General features: G+C 64.7%; 18 protein-coding genes. 10 read left to right on the top strand and 8 right to left on the bottom strand.

Going from position 1 to position 15,599, the window contains the following annotated elements; all coding sequences use genetic code 11:
- Window positions 1–37 precede the first annotated feature (37 nt).
- Window positions 38–973, top strand: a complete 936-nt coding sequence (locus FGL95_RS03365) for a lysophospholipid acyltransferase family protein (protein ID WP_169584754.1) — start codon at window positions 38–40, stop codon at window positions 971–973.
- A gap of 53 nt (window positions 974–1,026) precedes the next feature.
- Here the strand turns inward: FGL95_RS03365 and FGL95_RS03360 are convergent, their stop codons facing one another.
- Window positions 1,027–2,397 (bottom strand): RNA polymerase sigma factor, encoded by a 1,371-nt coding sequence (locus FGL95_RS03360; RefSeq protein WP_169584752.1) that lies wholly within the window; start codon window positions 2,395–2,397, stop codon window positions 1,027–1,029.
- Between the two features lie 121 nt (window positions 2,398–2,518).
- Window positions 2,519–3,271: a polyphosphate--glucose phosphotransferase gene (ppgK, locus tag FGL95_RS03355; RefSeq protein WP_169584750.1), complete on the bottom strand. Its 753-nt coding sequence runs from the start codon at window positions 3,269–3,271 to the stop codon at window positions 2,519–2,521.
- A gap of 48 nt (window positions 3,272–3,319) precedes the next feature.
- Between ppgK and FGL95_RS03350 the strand changes: the two genes are divergently transcribed.
- Entirely contained in the window at window positions 3,320–4,228 is a 909-nt protein-coding gene (locus FGL95_RS03350; RefSeq protein ID WP_169584748.1) for an inositol monophosphatase family protein, read from the top strand.
- 4 nt (window positions 4,229–4,232) lie between these two features.
- On the opposite strand, the gene cei is transcribed toward FGL95_RS03350, so the two are convergent.
- Window positions 4,233–4,910, bottom strand: coding sequence for an envelope integrity protein Cei (gene cei / locus FGL95_RS03345; protein WP_169584747.1), 678 nt, complete (start codon window positions 4,908–4,910; stop codon window positions 4,233–4,235).
- Window positions 4,911–5,318: 408 nt separating this feature from the next.
- Between cei and FGL95_RS03340 the strand changes: the two genes are divergently transcribed.
- The gene (locus FGL95_RS03340; RefSeq protein ID WP_169584745.1) at window positions 5,319–5,621 is read left to right on the top strand and encodes a DUF4193 domain-containing protein; all 303 of its coding nucleotides are present in this window, start codon (window positions 5,319–5,321) and stop codon (window positions 5,619–5,621) included.
- 17 nt (window positions 5,622–5,638) lie between these two features.
- Here FGL95_RS03340 and FGL95_RS03335 read toward each other — a convergent pair whose 3' ends face one another.
- Window positions 5,639–6,106, bottom strand: coding sequence for a DUF3093 domain-containing protein (locus FGL95_RS03335; RefSeq protein ID WP_338079722.1), 468 nt, complete (start codon window positions 6,104–6,106; stop codon window positions 5,639–5,641).
- 97 nt (window positions 6,107–6,203) lie between these two features.
- Between FGL95_RS03335 and dut the strand changes: the two genes are divergently transcribed.
- Both dut and FGL95_RS03325 read left to right on the top strand, forming a co-directional pair.
- The gene (gene dut, locus FGL95_RS03330) at window positions 6,204–6,674 is read left to right on the top strand and encodes a dUTP diphosphatase (RefSeq protein WP_169584741.1); all 471 of its coding nucleotides are present in this window, start codon (window positions 6,204–6,206) and stop codon (window positions 6,672–6,674) included.
- 2 nt (window positions 6,675–6,676) lie between these two features.
- Window positions 6,677–7,444 (top strand): DUF3710 domain-containing protein, encoded by a 768-nt coding sequence (locus FGL95_RS03325; RefSeq protein ID WP_169584740.1) that lies wholly within the window; start codon window positions 6,677–6,679, stop codon window positions 7,442–7,444.
- A gap of 4 nt (window positions 7,445–7,448) precedes the next feature.
- Here FGL95_RS03325 and FGL95_RS03320 read toward each other — a convergent pair whose 3' ends face one another.
- Window positions 7,449–8,156 carry an alpha/beta fold hydrolase gene (locus tag FGL95_RS03320; protein WP_169584738.1) on the bottom strand — a complete coding sequence of 236 codons (708 nt, stop codon included), beginning with the start codon at window positions 8,154–8,156 and terminating at the stop codon, window positions 7,449–7,451.
- 122 nt (window positions 8,157–8,278) lie between these two features.
- Here FGL95_RS03320 and FGL95_RS03315 point away from each other — a divergent pair, with 122 nt between their 5' ends.
- The 3 genes from FGL95_RS03315 to shbA all read left to right on the top strand — a co-directional run bounded on the left by FGL95_RS03315 (window position 8,279) and on the right by shbA (window position 10,123).
- A complete protein-coding gene (locus FGL95_RS03315) occupies window positions 8,279–8,662 on the top strand; it encodes an OB-fold nucleic acid binding domain-containing protein (RefSeq protein WP_169584736.1) in 384 nt (127 codons plus the stop codon).
- 119 nt (window positions 8,663–8,781) lie between these two features.
- Complete coding sequence (locus FGL95_RS03310; protein WP_169585212.1) at window positions 8,782–9,390, top strand: DUF3159 domain-containing protein; 609 nt, start codon at window positions 8,782–8,784, stop codon at window positions 9,388–9,390.
- Window positions 9,391–9,535: 145 nt separating this feature from the next.
- A complete protein-coding gene (gene shbA / locus FGL95_RS03305; RefSeq protein WP_240962645.1) occupies window positions 9,536–10,123 on the top strand; it encodes an RNA polymerase sigma factor ShbA in 588 nt (195 codons plus the stop codon).
- An 11-nt stretch (window positions 10,124–10,134) separates the two neighbouring features.
- Here shbA and FGL95_RS03300 read toward each other — a convergent pair whose 3' ends face one another.
- Entirely contained in the window at window positions 10,135–10,797 is a 663-nt protein-coding gene (locus FGL95_RS03300) for a potassium channel family protein (protein WP_169584732.1), read from the bottom strand.
- Window positions 10,798–10,813: 16 nt separating this feature from the next.
- On the bottom strand, window positions 10,814–11,479 hold the full coding sequence (locus tag FGL95_RS03295; protein ID WP_169585211.1) for a potassium channel family protein: 666 nt from the start codon (window positions 11,477–11,479) through the stop codon (window positions 10,814–10,816).
- 154 nt (window positions 11,480–11,633) lie between these two features.
- On the opposite strand from FGL95_RS03295, the gene FGL95_RS03290 reads away from it, so the two are divergent.
- Window positions 11,634–13,622, top strand: coding sequence for an amino acid permease (locus FGL95_RS03290; protein WP_169584730.1), 1,989 nt, complete (start codon window positions 11,634–11,636; stop codon window positions 13,620–13,622).
- Window positions 13,623–13,648: 26 nt separating this feature from the next.
- Window positions 13,649–14,911 carry a class I SAM-dependent RNA methyltransferase gene (locus FGL95_RS03285; protein ID WP_169584728.1) on the top strand — a complete coding sequence of 421 codons (1,263 nt, stop codon included), beginning with the start codon at window positions 13,649–13,651 and terminating at the stop codon, window positions 14,909–14,911.
- A gap of 4 nt (window positions 14,912–14,915) precedes the next feature.
- Here FGL95_RS03285 and FGL95_RS03280 read toward each other — a convergent pair whose 3' ends face one another.
- Window positions 14,916–15,548: a TetR/AcrR family transcriptional regulator gene (locus tag FGL95_RS03280; RefSeq protein ID WP_169584727.1), complete on the bottom strand. Its 633-nt coding sequence runs from the start codon at window positions 15,546–15,548 to the stop codon at window positions 14,916–14,918.
- Between the last annotated feature and the right edge of the window lie 51 nt (window positions 15,549–15,599).

Here is a 15,599-nt window from a genome sequence, read left to right as displayed (position 1 = left end):
CCCGCTTGAACAGCGGAATTACGGGTACGCCTTCGAGATGACCAATGACGACAAAAGGTCGACAGACCTGATAGAGCAGGCGCAAATCCACGCCGAAGAAGCCCGCGCGACCATGGACCGGAAAAGGGACGAGCAGTCCGACGGTGTCGCCGGGTGGATCACCGCTCGAGCAGGGAAATGGGACCTTCGCGGACCGGACCAGGCAACGATGCAGCGGCAGAAATACGTCTGGAATGCGTTGATCGACTACTGGTTCCGCATGGAGATAGACGGCTGGGAAAACATTCCCGAGCCACCTGCCCTGCTTGTGGGCATCCATTCCGGCGCGCCGTTCGTCTGGGACGCATGGACCGTCGGCGTGCAGTGGTGGCGCCGGTTCGGCGAAGAGCGGCCGCTGCACGGCACTGCACACGACGCGCTCATGGCGATCCCGCTGATCGGGAACTACTTCCGTTCGATGGGAGTGCTTCCGGCGGCGCCCGATTCCATCGCGACTGCTCTCGCCGAAGGCCGAGACGTGGCGTTGTGGCCCGGTGGCGAAGTCGACTCGTTGCGGCCGTGGACCGAGCGCGATCGCGCCGTCCTCGCTGGGCGGACGGGATTCGTGAAGATGGCGATTCGCGCAGGCGTGTCGATCGTGCCGATCGCGACCGTCGGGGGCGCCGACGCCATGCCTGTGCTGATCCGCGGTGACCGACTATCTCGAATACTCAAACTGGACAAGCTGTTTCGGTTGAAGGTCTTCCCGATCGCGGTCTCGCTGCCGTGGGGTATAGCGCCCGCCGCACTGCCGCAGTTCCCATTGCCCGCGAAGATCCGGACTCGCTTCATGCCGCCCGTCGAAGCCGATCACGATCCCGAGCGCGTCAAAGACGATCAGTACATCGAAGCCAAGTACCACGAAGTGCAGGACAGTATTCAGTCCGGCATGGACGCCTTGGCACGCAAACGCGCGCTGCCGCTGTTCGGCTGACACTCGTGAGTCTTTTTGGAGTCTCTGGACTCCAAAAAGACTCACGACTGGTGTCAGTCCAGGTAGTCGCGAAGAACCTGCGACCGCGACGGGTGGCGCAGCTTGCTCATGGTCTTCGATTCGATCTGACGGATCCGCTCACGCGTGACGCCGTAGACCTGACCGATTTCGTCGAGGGTGCGTGGCTGGCCGTCGGTGAGGCCGAAGCGCAGCCGGACGACACCGGCTTCGCGCTCGCTCAGCGTCTCCAGGACGGATTGCAACTGATCCTGCAGCAGGGTGAACGAGACAGCGTCGACGGCAACGACCGCTTCGGAGTCTTCGATGAAGTCGCCGAGCTGGCTGTCGCCTTCGTCGCCGATGGTCTGGTCGAGCGAGATGGGCTCACGCGCGTACTGCTGGATCTCCAGCACCTTCTCCGGCGTGATGTCCATTTCCTTGGCGAGCTCTTCGGGAGTGGGCTCGCGACCCAGGTCCTGAAGAAGTTCGCGCTGGATACGGCCGAGCTTGTTGATGACCTCGACCATGTGCACCGGAATACGGATGGTGCGGGCCTGGTCGGCCATCGCGCGGGTGATGGCCTGCCGGATCCACCAGGTGGCGTACGTCGAGAACTTGTAGCCCTTGGTGTAGTCGAACTTCTCGACCGCGCGGATCAGACCGAGGTTGCCTTCCTGGATGAGGTCCAGGAACGCCATGCCGCGGCCGGTGTAGCGCTTGGCGAGCGACACGACGAGGCGAAGGTTGGCTTCGAGCAGGTGGTTCTTGGCGCGGTTACCGTCGCGGCAGATCCAGTTGAGATCGCGACGCTGGGCAACGGGCAGCTTCTCGCCCTTGTCGGCCAGCTCGCGCATCTTCTCGGTGGCGTACAGCCCGGCCTCGATGCGCTTGGCGAGCTCGACCTCCTCTTCGGCGTTGAGGAGGGCAACCTTGCCGATCTGCTTGAGGTAGGCACGGACCGAGTCGGCCGAAGCAGTGAGTTCGGCGTCCTTGCGGGCCTGCCGCAGGGCTTCGGACTCTTCTTCGTCCCAGACGAAGTCGCCAGACGCCTTGTCGGCACTGGTCGGTTCATCGACCGCGCCGTCCTCTTCTACCTCGGCACCGACGGCGACGACCTCGACCACGTCGGACTCGACGGCTGCAAGATCGCCTTCGGGGACGTCGAGCTCGCTGATGTCTTCGATATCAGCTGGCTCGGCATCGGGATCGATATCGCCGGGTTCGGCAGGCGAGGTGGCCTTGGCGTCAGTCGCCTTGGCAGGTGCTTTCTTTGCTGGAGCCTTCTTTGCTGGCGCCGCCTTCTTGGCGGGAGCCTTCTTCGCAGCCACTTTCTTCGCCGGCGCCCGGCGTGCAGTCGGGGCGACGGCTCCGTTCGGGTCCTCGGGAGCTGGTGAATCAGTGGTCTGTCGGGTCGTGGCTACCACGTACACCCTTTCGTGACGGTTCGTGCGGCGTCACGCCAGAGGTTTTCCGGCGGAGAGGTCTGACGGCTTTTCACCGGCTAGCCGCCGGGCATCCACCATTGTAACGATGTATTTGCGATCGTTACGGCGCGATGCCATTCTCTGCTGCGAAAGCTGCGCCGACGATGCCCGCGGTGTTGCGCAATTCAGCCGGCACAACTGGGGTTCTGTTGGTCAACATCGGTATCCAGGTCTCGTATTCACGGCTGATTCCACCACCCGCGATGAACAGATCCGGCCAGAGCAGGGCCTCGTAGCGAGACAGCACGAGTGAGACTTCCTTCGTCCACTCTTCGAACGACCAGCCCTTGCGTTCCTTGATCGACGCTGCGGCGCGGTGCTCTGCCTCCATGCCGTCGACCTCCATGTGACCGAGCTCCGAATTCGGCAGCAACACACCGTTGTTGAGGATCGCCGACCCGATTCCGGTCCCGAAGGTCAACAGAATGACGATGCCCTTTGCGTCCTTTCCCGCACCGAAACGGTCCTCGGCGATGCCTGCCGCGTCGGCATCGTTGAGCACGTTCACCTGGTGGCCGGGCAGCGCTCGCGCGAACAGTTCGCGGGTGTCGGTACCGATCCAGGACTTGTCGACGTTGGCTGCCGACAGTGTGGTCGCGCCGACGACGACGCAGGGGAGTGTGACGCCGACCGCACCTTCCCAGCCGGCCTGTTTCACGATCTGGGCAATCGTGTCGGCTACGGCATCGGGCGTTGCGGGCTGCGGTGTGGCGATCTTGAGCCGATCGTGGGTCATCTCGCCGGTCGACAGATCGACGATGCCGCCCTTGACACCGCTGCCACCGACGTCGACACCGAATCCAAGTTGGCTCATGGCGGCCACCTTAAGCGCGGTGCGGGGGTCGTGTGATGCGATTGGCGGGTGCGTTATCCGGATGAGAGAACAGAATTCACGTCCAGTTCGTCTACCCACCCCAGCGATCTTCGCGCTGTCGCGGTCCGAATCGCGACCGATGCCGCAGCTCATGTGCGAGCGCGCCGCCACGAACTGTTCGCCACCACGGGGACCGCTGCGCTCGACGACGAGCCCGGGACGGTGGCGACGAAGAGCAACCCGACCGACCCGGTCACCATCGTCGACACCGAGACCGAAGCCCTGGTGCGACGCCAGCTGGCGGATCTGCGGCCACATGACCGAATCCTGGGCGAAGAAGAGGGTGGCGCGCCGGCGGACCTCGCCGGACTGCGATGGGTGGTCGACCCGATAGACGGAACCGTCAACTTCGTTTACGGCATTCCGGCCTACGCGGTGTCCGTCGCGGCTCAGATCGACGGGCGCTCGGTGGCGGCCGCCGTCGTCGACGTGCCGAACAACGTGACCTACTCCGCCGCGGCCGGCCAGGGTGCGACCCGAACGGACTCCGACGGCATTGTCACCGACTTGCGGTGCAACAGCGTCGACTCGGTATCGCTGGCGTTGGTGGCAACCGGCTTCGGCTACGGGGCGCAACGACGCCAGCGGCAGGGTGAGTTGATCGCCAAACTACTGCCACGCGTCCGCGACATCAGACGCGTCGGGTCCGCGGCCCTGGACCTGTGCATGGTGGCATCGGGACTGGTAGACGCGCATTTCGAACACGGGCTGGGACCGTGGGACTGGGCTGGAGGCGCGCTCATCGCCGCCGAAGCAGGAGCCGTCCTGCGAGTGCCGTCGGCAGCGACGTCGAGCGACGCAGGGGAAGTCGTGGTGGCATGCGCACCGGGGATCGCGGACGAACTCGACGCCGTGTTCAGTGAGTTGGGCGTGTACGCGCCGATGCCCGACTACTGACGGGTCAGCACTTGGCCCGTCGCGCAGCGGCAAGGAGATCGAGGTCCAGCGGGGCTGGAGCCACGCCGGGCGACGGATCCTTGAGGGTCCGCAGAACCTCCTCGGCGTCGGTGTTCGGCGCGACCTCACGGAAAACGGTGCCGAGCGCAAGATCGGCGCCATCGTCGGTCCGCGTGTCTTCGCGCAGTTCCGCACACGGTGCGACGAGCTGCAGCGATGCGGCGGTAGCGCGACCGCTCGGGCCGAACCGGATCTGCCCGTAGCAGTCGAGATTGAGGTCGACGTAGATCGGATCGTTGTCGACGGGTGAGCTGGGGAAGCCGTAGTCGCTCAATTGCTGCGCGACTTCGGCAGCCTGACCGTGTTCACCGTTGGCGTTGAACACCCGGACCTTGGTCGCCGAGAGGGCGGCGGGCTCGACGTCCTGCAACCGGGACGCCCCGACGCGAGTGCCCAGCGCAGGCGGCGTCGGCGAACCGGGAGCGGCCGACGTCGTCGCTTTCGGGCTGTTGCACGTGATGGGGGTAGCGCTCGACTCGCTTCTGGTCAGTACCTTCGCCCACACGAAGAGCGCGAGGACTGCGAAGACCGCAACCATTACCAACCAGGGCGTGCGACGCCGCCGGGGAAAGGGTTTTCCCTGCGGGTCCGTCGAGCTGCCGTCGGTGATCAGTGAAACCACAGCGTCCCCTTTTTTCTCGGTGCCGGCCCACTCTAGTAGGCCCGAAGTCAGCCGAACTATTTCGACTGTCGTGGCGCGGAATGTCTCGCATTCCTGTGGTGTTGGTGACGATTGTCAGACAGTTTCGAATCGATTCGGGTGTGAATCCCCACTTCCCGGTCAGCATCCGCTATTGTCTGGCGGCCCAGGTCGATCAGTTGGAGCTTCCAACCGTTCGAGGAGAAACCCTCAGCGAGTGCAGATGGGGTTTTTCTAGTACTGGTTTCGGGCACTTCCAGTGCATGCGAAACGTTACGCAACTACGGGGCGATGTGCACCACCGGCGGTCCCGCACAGGTTCGTTCGAACAGTCCCGTTCGAACCGCTGAGCAGGGCCGGGCTACACGAAAGAGAACGAGGGGAAGCGACATGGCAACCGACTACGACGCACCGAGGCGAACCGAAACCGACGATGTATCCGAGGATTCGCTGGAGGAGCTGAAGGCGCGACGCAACGAAGCGCAGTCCGCGGTCGTCGACGTCGACGAATCCGACACTGCGGAATCGTTCGAACTTCCGGGCGCCGACCTATCCGGCGAAGAGCTCTCGGTTCGCGTCATACCGAAGCAGGCCGACGAGTTCACCTGTTCGAGCTGCTTCTTGGTTCACCACCGGAGCAGGCTCGCCAGTAACGTCAACGGCCAATTGGTCTGCATGGATTGCGCGGCCTGACAACAGGCGCAGTGTGATCAGCGCTGGGGTTGCTCCGGTAGCCCCAGCGCAACAAGCAGTTGTGCTGGACGACGGGTGCTGAACAGCCAGTATGGCGTCGGATCGTCCGGATCATCGAGGACGGCGAGCACCATCTCCTTCACCCACGGGCGATGTTGGACGTACGCCGCAGGGTCGAGCTGCCGACCCATTGCAGCACTCTTCGCAGTCACCGGCACCAAAGCTCCCCGGGCGATCACGTCGACCGGCATGTGCGCCCGGCCGACCCGCAATTCACGACCCCCGCCGTCGAGTGCGACGACGTCGACGCGCAGCCTGCTCAACCAGATCAAGACGAACGTGGGCAACGGCAAAAGCAGGACATAAGGAAGCCAAGCCCGGATTCCGGGCGCGCCCATCGTGATCTCCGCCGCGAGGATCGCCGTTATGGCGAATGCCACCGGCCACCACCACCACGGAACCCACAATCGCTCGGCAAAAAGCACAGCGTCACCGCTGTGATTCGCGGGGGCAGCCGACTGCGATTGCTCTGACACAGGCTTCAGCGTAGTCAGTACGTCATTACGCGTAGTCTCGGACCACGTGAGCGGTCTTCCTGCCGTCGCCCTTGTGCGACTCGATCCCGATATTGCGATTCCTGCGCGCGCCCACGCCGGCGACGCCGGCGTCGACCTCTGTTCCACCATCGACGTGACGATCGAGCCGGGTGAGCGGACGCTGGTGGGAACCGGTATCGCGATTGCCCTGCCGATCGGGACCGTCGGCCTCATTCATCCTCGGTCCGGGTTGGCCGCGAAATCCGGCCTGTCCGTTGTCAACACACCGGGCACGATCGACGCAGGCTATCGCGGTGAAATCAAGGTCTGCCTCATCAATCACGACTTGCGGACGCCGATCGTCGTGCGCCGCGGCGACCGCATTGCGCAGCTCGTCGTACAGCGCGTGGAGCTCGTCGACTTCGTCGAGGTCGAGTCACTCGACGACACCACTCGCGGCGCTGGGGGATACGGCTCCAGCGGCGGTCATGCCAGTCTGGCCGAGAAAGGGGCTTGAGCATGTTCGGAAAGCGTAAGAAACAAGCCGAGTCCGCCGAAGCGCCGGACACCACCGAAGACGCCGCGACGAGCGAGCTCGGCAGTGGCAGCGGTCCCTACGACATCGACGATGTGGCCGAGCAGCTCGAAACGCAGTCCGAAGGTCGGCTGGACCTCGGTTCGGTCGTCGTCCCGATGCCTGCCGGTGGCCAACTGCAGGTCGAAATGTCGCCCGACGGCAGCCCGCAAGGTGTGCATCTCGTCACAGACCACGGACGAATCACGATCGCTGCCTATGCGGCGCCGAAGTCGCCGGGGCAGTGGCGAGAAGTGATCGGCGAGCTCACCACGGCGTTGCGGGCCGACAACGTCACCTCCGTGACCATCGAAACCGGCCCGTGGGGACGCGAACTGGTAGCGACCAATCCGGCTGCCGATCTGCGCTTCATCGGCGTCGACGGCTACCGCTGGATGGTCCGACTCGTGGCCACCGGCCCAGCCGGTTCGGTTGTCGAGGGTAGTCCGCTGGTCGAAGCGGCCAGAGCGGCACTGCGCGAGACGGTGGTCAGGCGCGGGACCGATCCGCATCCGGTTCGGACGCCGCTTCCCATTGCGCTTCCGAAGGAACTCGCAGACCAGCTCGTCGCCGCGCATCAACAGCAGCTCGCTGCACAGCAGGCGGCGGAGACAGCGGCGGCAACCCCTGTTCAGCCCCAGGCAGCGCCGCCGCCCGTGCGGAAGGCTCGCCGCGGCGCCGAAGGTTCGGCGATGCAGCAGCTCGGTAAGTAAGCAGCTAGGTAAACAACTGCTCCAGCGCCGCCATTGCGCGGTGCCCGAGCACGCCGTTGTCTGCGCCGATCTCGTCCAGCGTCACGCGGGTAATCGCAGCGTGTGCAAGGTGATCGGCCCATTCCTGGGCGACGGCGAATGGATGAACTGCGTCGTCGGTGGCGCCGACGATCCCGACCGGCACGGAGATTGCGGCCAGCTTCTCGACGGTCGGCGCGATGTTGGCGGCGGCTTCATCCAGTGCGTGTGGGAAGTCCGGCCACTGCGATTGCCACGATCGCGCGAGGATGTCGCCGAGCCACGCCGGGCTGCTGGACCGCATCACCGCGGTCACTGCGTCGATGCCGTCCGCCCGCAGCAGTCGCGCGGTCAGCGCCGCGCTGAGGGCCGCAGGGGCGTCTGCGGGCGGACCGGTCCAGCCAGGCATCACCGCGAGCACCGCGGCGGCGTCGCCTGGTTGGTCGAATGCCCAGTTGAGTGCGGTATGAGCGCCGATGGAGACGCCCGCCACAAGGATCGGCCCGTGCGCGGCGACTGCGGAGTCCAGCGCGTCCAGATAGCTGCCGACGACACGGCGTGGATCGGGTTCGACCGCAATGAATTCCACTCCTGCACTGGTCAGGGCAGGTCCGAAGGCGTCGGTGATGAAGCGGGCATCAGTGCCGGTCCCGGGCAGCAGAACGGCTGCTGCGGGCAGCGTGGTGTCCTTCATCACTCGATTGTGCTGGGTGGTTGCGGCCGGGTGGTTAGGCGGGGTCTATGGGTCTACAGTGGCGATCGAAGGCCCTACCAGTGGCGCGAGAACCGCGCCACGTTTTGCTCCAGGAGCGCGCTATGGCACCCGCTGCCGCAGGCTACTTCCGCCGACTTACCCGTCGGCTGACAGAAGACCTCGATCAACTCGACGCCGAGGAAATGGCGGAGACTGCTGACGCCTCCGGCGCATGTCGCGCATCTGATTGCGCACGTGGTGACGAAGTCGAGATGCTCGGAAGATTGCGCAGTGTCGATTCCTGCGCGAAGTCCTCTGGGGCGAGCATGGAGGCGGAATTCTTCGACGGGACCGACGCGGTCACGTTGGTGTGGATCGGTCGGCGGCGCATTCCCGGCATCGAGCCCGGGAAGGTGCTGAGGATTCGCGGACGGGTCGGCGACCGCGCCGGGCAAAAGGTCATCTACAACCCCGCCTACGAGCTACAGGGCGATACGCAGGCTTAGCATTTTCGACCCGCCAGCCGCTGATATGGCACCCTCGTGAAGTGACAGAGCACCAGCAAGAGCCGTCCGAGCACGAGCAAGAATCACCACGGCAGCCGGAAAAGACCGTCCTCGAGCAGATGGGCGGCGTCAGCGGCATCATCTACTCGTCCGTGCCCGTGCTGATTTTCGTTCCGGTGAACGGCGTGTGGGGTCTGGCTGCGGCGATCTGGGCGGCGTTGGGCGCTTCGGTCGCAATCTTGGCGTGGCGGCTGTATCGCAAGGATCCGATCCAGCCGGCAATCTCGGCGTTCTTCGGTGTCGGTGTCTGCGCATTCATCGCCTACCGGACCGGAGATGCCAAGGGCTACTTCCTCTTCGGGATCTACAGCAGCCTTGCCTACGGCGCGGTGTTTCTGGTGTCGATTCTCGCGCGCTGGCCGCTGGTCGGGGTCATCTGGGGGTTTCTCAACGGACACGGCAACGATTGGCGGACCAGGAAGTCGGCGCTGCGTGCCTACGACCTCGCAACGCTGGCCTGGGCCGTGGTGTTCGGCGCTCGCTACCTCGTCCAGTCGAATCTGTACGACACGGACCAGACCGGGTGGCTTGCGTTCGCCCGCATCGCGATGGGGTGGCCGCTCGCAGCGGTCGCGCTGGTCGTCTCGATCTGGGCTGCGCGACGCGCGGACCACCTGACAAAACCGGCCACCGACACCGCGACCGAGTCGCACGACGCAACGAAATAGACCGCGCGGCGGTTCAGTTCGATCTTCAGGGTGGTCACTTACCACCCCTGGGGGGACTGGTTGGAAGTACTGCTCACACACGACGATCGACATGTACCCCGAAATTGCGGGGTACGCGATTACGTCCGAATGTGGGGAGAATTCGATGGCCGACTTGGCTACGTCCAAAGCGTTGGAAGCTTTGGTGCCGTACGCAGCCGCGGGGGACGAAGCAGCGGTGACCGAAATCATCCGTCTCGTACACCCTCTGATGCGCCGCTACTGCTCCAATCGTCTCGGCCGGCCTGGCGACCTTCAGGTCACTGCCGATGACATCGCGCAAGAGATCTGCATCGCAACAATTCGGGCGATTCCGCGGTACGAAGACCAGGGAAAATCGTTTCTCGCGTTCGTGTACGGAATCGCCGCCAACAAACTCGCGGACGCGCGGCGCCGCAATCAGAGTCATTCGCTGCAGTCGGTCGACGAACTGCCGGAGCGAATTTGCGAAGAGCACGGGCCCGAAGAATTGGCTCTCGCCGGTGAGCAGCGCGAACACATTCGTCAGCTGATGGACGTGCTCTCGCCGAAGCACAAGGAAGTACTCGTGATGCGCCTTGTCATGGGGTGGTCCGCCGCGGAAACCGCCGACGCGCTCGGCACGAGTGCGGGCGTCGTTCGGGTGATGCAGCACCGCGCGTTGAATCGGCTGCGTGCGCAGATCGGCAGCACCGCGCTGGCGATGGCCGGGTAGCGCTGGGTGGTTCAGAGGCCGACGGCCGTCCGTAGCGCGTCTTCCACTTCCACCGACGCGACGAACAGCAGTTCGTCGCCACCTTCCAGCGAGTCGTCCGCCTGGGGCACGATCACGCGCCCGCCGCGCAGGATCGTCACCAGCGCTGCGTCGCGCGGGAGGGTGACGGTCAGCTTCTTGACCGCCTTGCCCGCCAGTGGCGTGTCGGCAGGCAGCGTGATCTCGACGAGGTTGGCTTGGCCTTGGCGCAACGTCATCAGTCGCACCAGGTCGCCGACCGACACCGCTTCCTCGACAAGCGAGGCGAGGATGCGCGGGGTCGACACGGCGACGTCGATGCCCCAGGAAGGGTCGAACAGCCACTCGTTGCGCGGATCGTTCACGCGGGCGACGACGCGGCGGGTGCCGAACTCGGTCTTGGCCAGCAGGCTCAGCACGAGATTTACCTTGTCGTCGCCGGTCGCGGCAATGACGACGTCGTAGGTCTGTAGCTTCGCGGCTTCGAGCGAAACCAGCTCACACGCGTCTGCGTGCACCCATTTCGCCTCGGGTACCGAGCTGGGGTCGACGTGCTCGAGCGAGCGCTCCAGCAGCATCACCTCGTGGCCGTTGCGCAGTAGTTCCCGCGCGATCGACCGTCCGACAGCTCCCGCACCTGCGATTGCGACTCTCATTTGCTTCCCTGCTCCTTCAGCTATCTGCAGGTGGGGGATTGCCCGCGAGCGCGACGGCTTCGCCGACTGTTCCCGAGACCGCGGCGACGAACACCGAATCGCCGGCTTGAATCACCGTCTTGTTCGTCGGGAGCAACCCGTCGCCGTACCGAATGATGAACGCAACACGCGACCCGGTGGCCGATTGCAGTGCGCTGACCGTTCGGCCCATCCAGTCTTCGTGCAAGTTCAGCTCAGCGACCGCGACGGCGCCGGATGGATCGCGCCACTTCGTGGTCTGACCGTCCTGAATCAACGTGTGAAGGAACCGGTCGACGGTCCACGGCACGGTTGCGACGGTCGGGATGCCGAGTCGCTCGTACACCGCCGCGCGTTTCGCGTCGTAAATTCGGGCGACGACGCGTTCGACGCCGAACATCTCGCGGGCAACGCGCGCCGAGATGATGTTCGAGTTGTCGCCCGACGAGACGGCTGCGAAGGCTTCGGCGCGCTCGATGCCCGCCTTGATCAGCACATCGCGGTCGAATCCCATACCGACGACCTTGAGACCGGTGTATTCGGCGCCGAGGCGCAGAAATGCGCTTCCGTCACGGTCGATCACCGCAACTTCGTGCCCGATCCGGACCAATGCAGTGGCGAGCGACGAACCGACTCGCCCGCAGCCCATGACAACGACGTACAACGCCCAAACCCCATCTCCATGCGAAACATGCTCGCTAACGGCCGGGAAGAACCGTACCGCCGATTCGTTCGGCGTGTCAGCTTCCTCTGACACTTTCGGCAGCCTCGCCGATGCTGCCCGACGCTACCGAGCCAACACGGCTTACGCTTTCCCGGTGTCCAAGCTCACCACCGCCACAAAGCGGCTGCTGCTCGGTAGGCCCTTTCGCAGTGAACAGTTGGGCCATACGTTGCTGCCCAAGCGGATTGCGCTGCCGGTTTTCGCGTCCGACGCCATGTCGTCGGTGGCGTACGCGCCGGAGGAGATCTTCCTCGTCCTGTCGACCGCGGGGCTCTCGGCCTACGTCTATGCGCCGTGGGTCGGGTTCGCCGTCGCCGCCGTCATGGCCGTCGTCGTCGCAAGTTATCGCCAGAACGTCCATGCATACCCGTCCGGCGGTGGTGACTACGAGGTCGCCACCAAGAACCTCGGGCCGACTGCCGGGCTGACCGTCGGCAGCGCCCTGCTGGTCGACTACGTCTTGACCGTCGCGGTCTCGATCTCGTCGGCGGCATCGAACATCGGCTCGGCCGTCCCGTTCGTCGCCGAACACAAGGTGCTCTTCGCTGTCGTCGCGATCATTCTGCTCACGTCGATCAACCTTCGCGGCGTGAAGGAATCCGGGTTCGCGTTCGCAATTCCGGTCTACGCGTTCATCATCGGCATGTTCTTCATGCTGATCTGGGGATTCGTCCGAATCGAGATCTTCGGTGACAACGTCCAGGCCGAATCGGCCGGGCTCGGCCTCGATGCCGAGCACGAGCACCTCTACGGCATCGCATTCGCGTTCCTCATCGCTCGGGCATTTTCCTCCGGCTGCGCCGCCTTGACCGGTGTCGAGGCCATCAGCAACGGCGTACCGGCCTTCCGGAAGCCGAAGTCGCGCAACGCGGCAACGACGTTGTTGCTGCTCGGCGCAATCGCGATCGTGATGTTCATGGGAATTCTGTTCCTGTCGCAGAAGATCGGCGCTGTCATTGCCCATGACCCGGCTCACCTGATCGGCGCACCCGACGGCTACCAGCAGAAGACGTTGATCGCGCAACTCGCGCATGCAGTGTTCAGCGGGTTCCCGATCGGCTTCTACTTCCTCACTGCGGTCACCGCTCTCATCCTCGTGCTCGCCGCAAATACCGCCTTCAACGGCTTTCCGGTGCTCGGCTCGATCCTCGCGCAGGACCGCTTCCTGCCACGTCAGTTGCATACGCGCGGCGACCGGTTGGCGTTCAGCAATGGAATCTTGTTCCTGGCCGGCGCGGCGATCGCGTTCGTCGTGCTGTTCGGCGCCGAGGTCACCAAGCTGATTCAGCTCTACATCGTCGGTGTGTTCGTGTCGTTCGTGCTCAGCCAGACCGGGATGTTGCGGCATTGGACGCGCCATTTGAAGACCGAAACCGAGCCCTCGCAGCGTGCACGGATGAAGCGGTCCAGGGCGATCAACGCGGTCGGTTTGACGATGACGGCGGTCGTGCTGGTGATCGTCCTCGTCACGAAGTTCCTGGTAGGCGCTTGGATCGCGATCGTGACCATGGCCGCGATCTTCGTGGTGATGCGCATGATTCGCCGTCACTACGACTCCGTCGCACGTGAACTCTCCGAAACCGAATGGAACGGCGTGCTGCCGAGCCGAACCCATTCGATTGTGCTCGTTTCCAAACTGCACATGCCGACCAAGCGCGCCCTGGCCTATGCCCGGGCCACGCGGCCGGACACGCTCGAAGCGATCACCGTCAACGTCGACGAACCAGATACGCGCGCGCTTGTCCGGGAATGGGAGCGCAGCGACATCGCGGTGCCGCTCAAGGTGATCGAATCGCCCTACCGCGAAATCACGAAGCCCGTCCTCGACTATGTGCATCGGGTCCGCAAGGATTCACCGCGCGATGTGGTGACCGTCTTCATCCCCGAGTACGTCGTCGGTCATTGGTGGGAACAGGTGCTGCACAACCAAAGTGCGCTGCGGCTGAAGGGGCGGTTGTTGTTCGAGCCCGGCGTCATGGTCACGAGCGTTCCGTGGCAGCTCGCGTCGTCGGAGCGCGCGAAATCCCAGGAGTGGCAGGACGCGCCCGGGGCGATTCGGCGCGGCTATCAAGATCCCAAGTGAGACGGGGCGAGCGAAGCGACGGGGGAATGTCACTGTTCGGGCAGGAATTTCGGCTGGAACTAGGTAATCCGGGCCACGGCGGGTTCTGCGTCGCCAGGCACGACGGCAGGGTTGTGTTCGTGCGACACGGTCTGCCGGGTGAGACGGTCGTCGCACGGATCACCGAGGACCGCGGTGGCTCGTTCTGCAGGGCCGATGCGATCGAGATTCTCGAACCCTCGCCGGATCGGGTGCCTGGGCTGTGCCCGGTGTCGGGTCCGGGTGGTGCGGGGTGTTGCGATTTCTCCCACGCCACGTTGCCCGCGCAGCGGGCGATCAAGGCGACCGTAGTGGCCGAGCAACTGCGGCGAATTGCGCGCGTCGATTGGGATGTCGAGGTCGAGGAGTTGCCCGAGACCGGGGCAGGAACTGGGTGGCGTACGCGCCTACGACTGGCCGTCGATCGCGAGGGCAAGGCTGGTGTGCACGGCTATCGCAGTAGCGAGGTGATCGCCGATCTGCGCTGCCCGCAACCTGTTTCGGGCGCGACCGACGGACTGAGCGACCGGCGCTGGAAGGCGGGTGTCGAGTTGGCCGTGGCGGTGGACGCGACCGGTGCCCGTCACGTCGTCGAACTCGGTCCGTCGCAGGTGTCCAAGGCGCGCAAGCTCGACCGCGGTCGTCGCGGCGCAACGGCTCGCCGGGCGGCTGCCAGCGCACCACGGCCGGAGCGAGTGGCGATCGGGAGCGGTCGCGTGGTCGAGCGGGTGGGGGAGCGCACCTGGGAACTGGGAGCGACGGGGTTCTGGCAAGCGCATCGCACCGCCGCGCAGACGTATTCGACCGTCGTCGCCGAGTGGGCGGATGCTGCGCCGGGAGCGACGGTGTGGGATCTGTACGCAGGCGTCGGCGTGTTCGCGGCGGCGCTGGCCGAGCAGGTCGGCACAGCGGGAATTGTTGCGGGAGTGGAGTTCTCGCGCCACGCGGTCCGGGATGGTGCCACGGCGTTGGCGGATCTGCCGCAGGTGCAGTTGATCGCCGACGACGTCGAGCGCGCGCTCGCGAGCTTGCCCGGTTCGCCGAGTGTGGTCGTCGCGGATCCGCCACGGTCCGGAGCGGGTCGCGGCGTCATCGAGGCGGTCGGTGCGCACGGTCCGGCGCGGATTGTTCACATCGGTTGTGATCCAGCCGCTTTCGCGCGCGACGTAGCGCTGTACATCGCGAACGGCTATCGGCTCGAGCAGCTGCGCGCGTTCGACGCTTTCCCGCTCACTCACCACGTGGAGTGCATCGGGTTGCTGGTGCGGTAGCTCGTCAGCGCACCTTGCGCGCGGCGTCGACGGCGGTGACGAACAGTTCGGCGAGTTCGTCGATGAACTCGTCGCGGGGGAGATCGATTGTGCCGCGCAACCATTGGGCCGCCGCGTCGGCCTGGCCGCCGACGATGATGATGACGGCCAGCAGCACCCGGGTCTGCTCCCGCTCGGTGAACGGGCCCGCGGTCGATATTACTTGTCCCACAGCATATTCGGCGAATCTGTGCACTGATTCGGTTTTGTGTGCAGTGACCACGTCGGCCGTGGTTGCTTCTGCAAATACCCTCGCCTTGCGTGGATCCGATGCGAAAAAGTCGACGAAGACTTCCATCGTGGCGTGGGCGCGAGCGGACAGGTCCGGTGGGGCAGCTTCGACGGCATCCTGGACGCGTCCGAAGAACTCGTCGAAAACGGTGTCGAACAAGGCAACGACGAGCTCGTCTCGATTGCGAAAATGCTCGTAGAAGTAGCGCTGAGTGAGCCCTGCACCTTCGCACACCGCGGTCATCGTCAAGTTGCCGATGCCGCCGCTGCCGACCAGGTCCAGCGCGGCATCGATGAGGTCGGCACGCCGCTGGGTGACGCGATCTTCAGCGCTCACACCTTTGAAGGGGCGGACGACATTGGGCATAGAACAATCTTGACATATGTCTGTGTCAAGTTCACTATCAAAAGCAAGTTG

This window comes from Antrihabitans stalactiti (assembly GCF_012932915.1).
In the GTDB taxonomy this organism is placed as follows: Bacteria; Actinomycetota; Actinomycetes; order Mycobacteriales; family Mycobacteriaceae; genus Antrihabitans; species Antrihabitans stalactiti.
The sequence above is the reverse complement of the archived record's forward strand: the minus strand, read 5'-3'. Positions and strand labels throughout refer to the sequence as shown.

Bases quoted from the DNA above. Each gene is read 5' to 3' on its own strand.
- FGL95_RS03340 (WP_169584745.1), top strand. From the start codon at position 5,319: ATGGCAACCGACTACGACGCACCGAGGCGAACCGAAACCGACGATGTA.
- FGL95_RS03285 (WP_169584728.1), top strand. From the start codon at position 13,649: ATGTCACTGTTCGGGCAGGAATTTCGGCTGGAACTAGGTAATCCGGGC.
- FGL95_RS03315 (WP_169584736.1), top strand. From the start codon at position 8,279: ATGGCACCCGCTGCCGCAGGCTACTTCCGCCGACTTACCCGTCGGCTG.
- FGL95_RS03300 (WP_169584732.1), bottom strand. From the start codon at position 10,797: ATGAGAGTCGCAATCGCAGGTGCGGGAGCTGTCGGACGGTCGATCGCG.
- FGL95_RS03325 (WP_169584740.1), top strand. From the start codon at position 6,677: ATGTTCGGAAAGCGTAAGAAACAAGCCGAGTCCGCCGAAGCGCCGGAC.
- shbA (WP_240962645.1), top strand. From the start codon at position 9,536: ATGGCCGACTTGGCTACGTCCAAAGCGTTGGAAGCTTTGGTGCCGTAC.
- FGL95_RS03365 (WP_169584754.1), top strand. From the start codon at position 38: ATGACCAATGACGACAAAAGGTCGACAGACCTGATAGAGCAGGCGCAA.
- FGL95_RS03310 (WP_169585212.1), top strand. From the start codon at position 8,782: ATGGGCGGCGTCAGCGGCATCATCTACTCGTCCGTGCCCGTGCTGATT.
- ppgK (WP_169584750.1), bottom strand. From the start codon at position 3,271: ATGAGCCAACTTGGATTCGGTGTCGACGTCGGTGGCAGCGGTGTCAAG.
- FGL95_RS03320 (WP_169584738.1), bottom strand. From the start codon at position 8,156: ATGAAGGACACCACGCTGCCCGCAGCAGCCGTTCTGCTGCCCGGGACC.
- FGL95_RS03280 (WP_169584727.1), bottom strand. From the start codon at position 15,548: ATGCCCAATGTCGTCCGCCCCTTCAAAGGTGTGAGCGCTGAAGATCGC.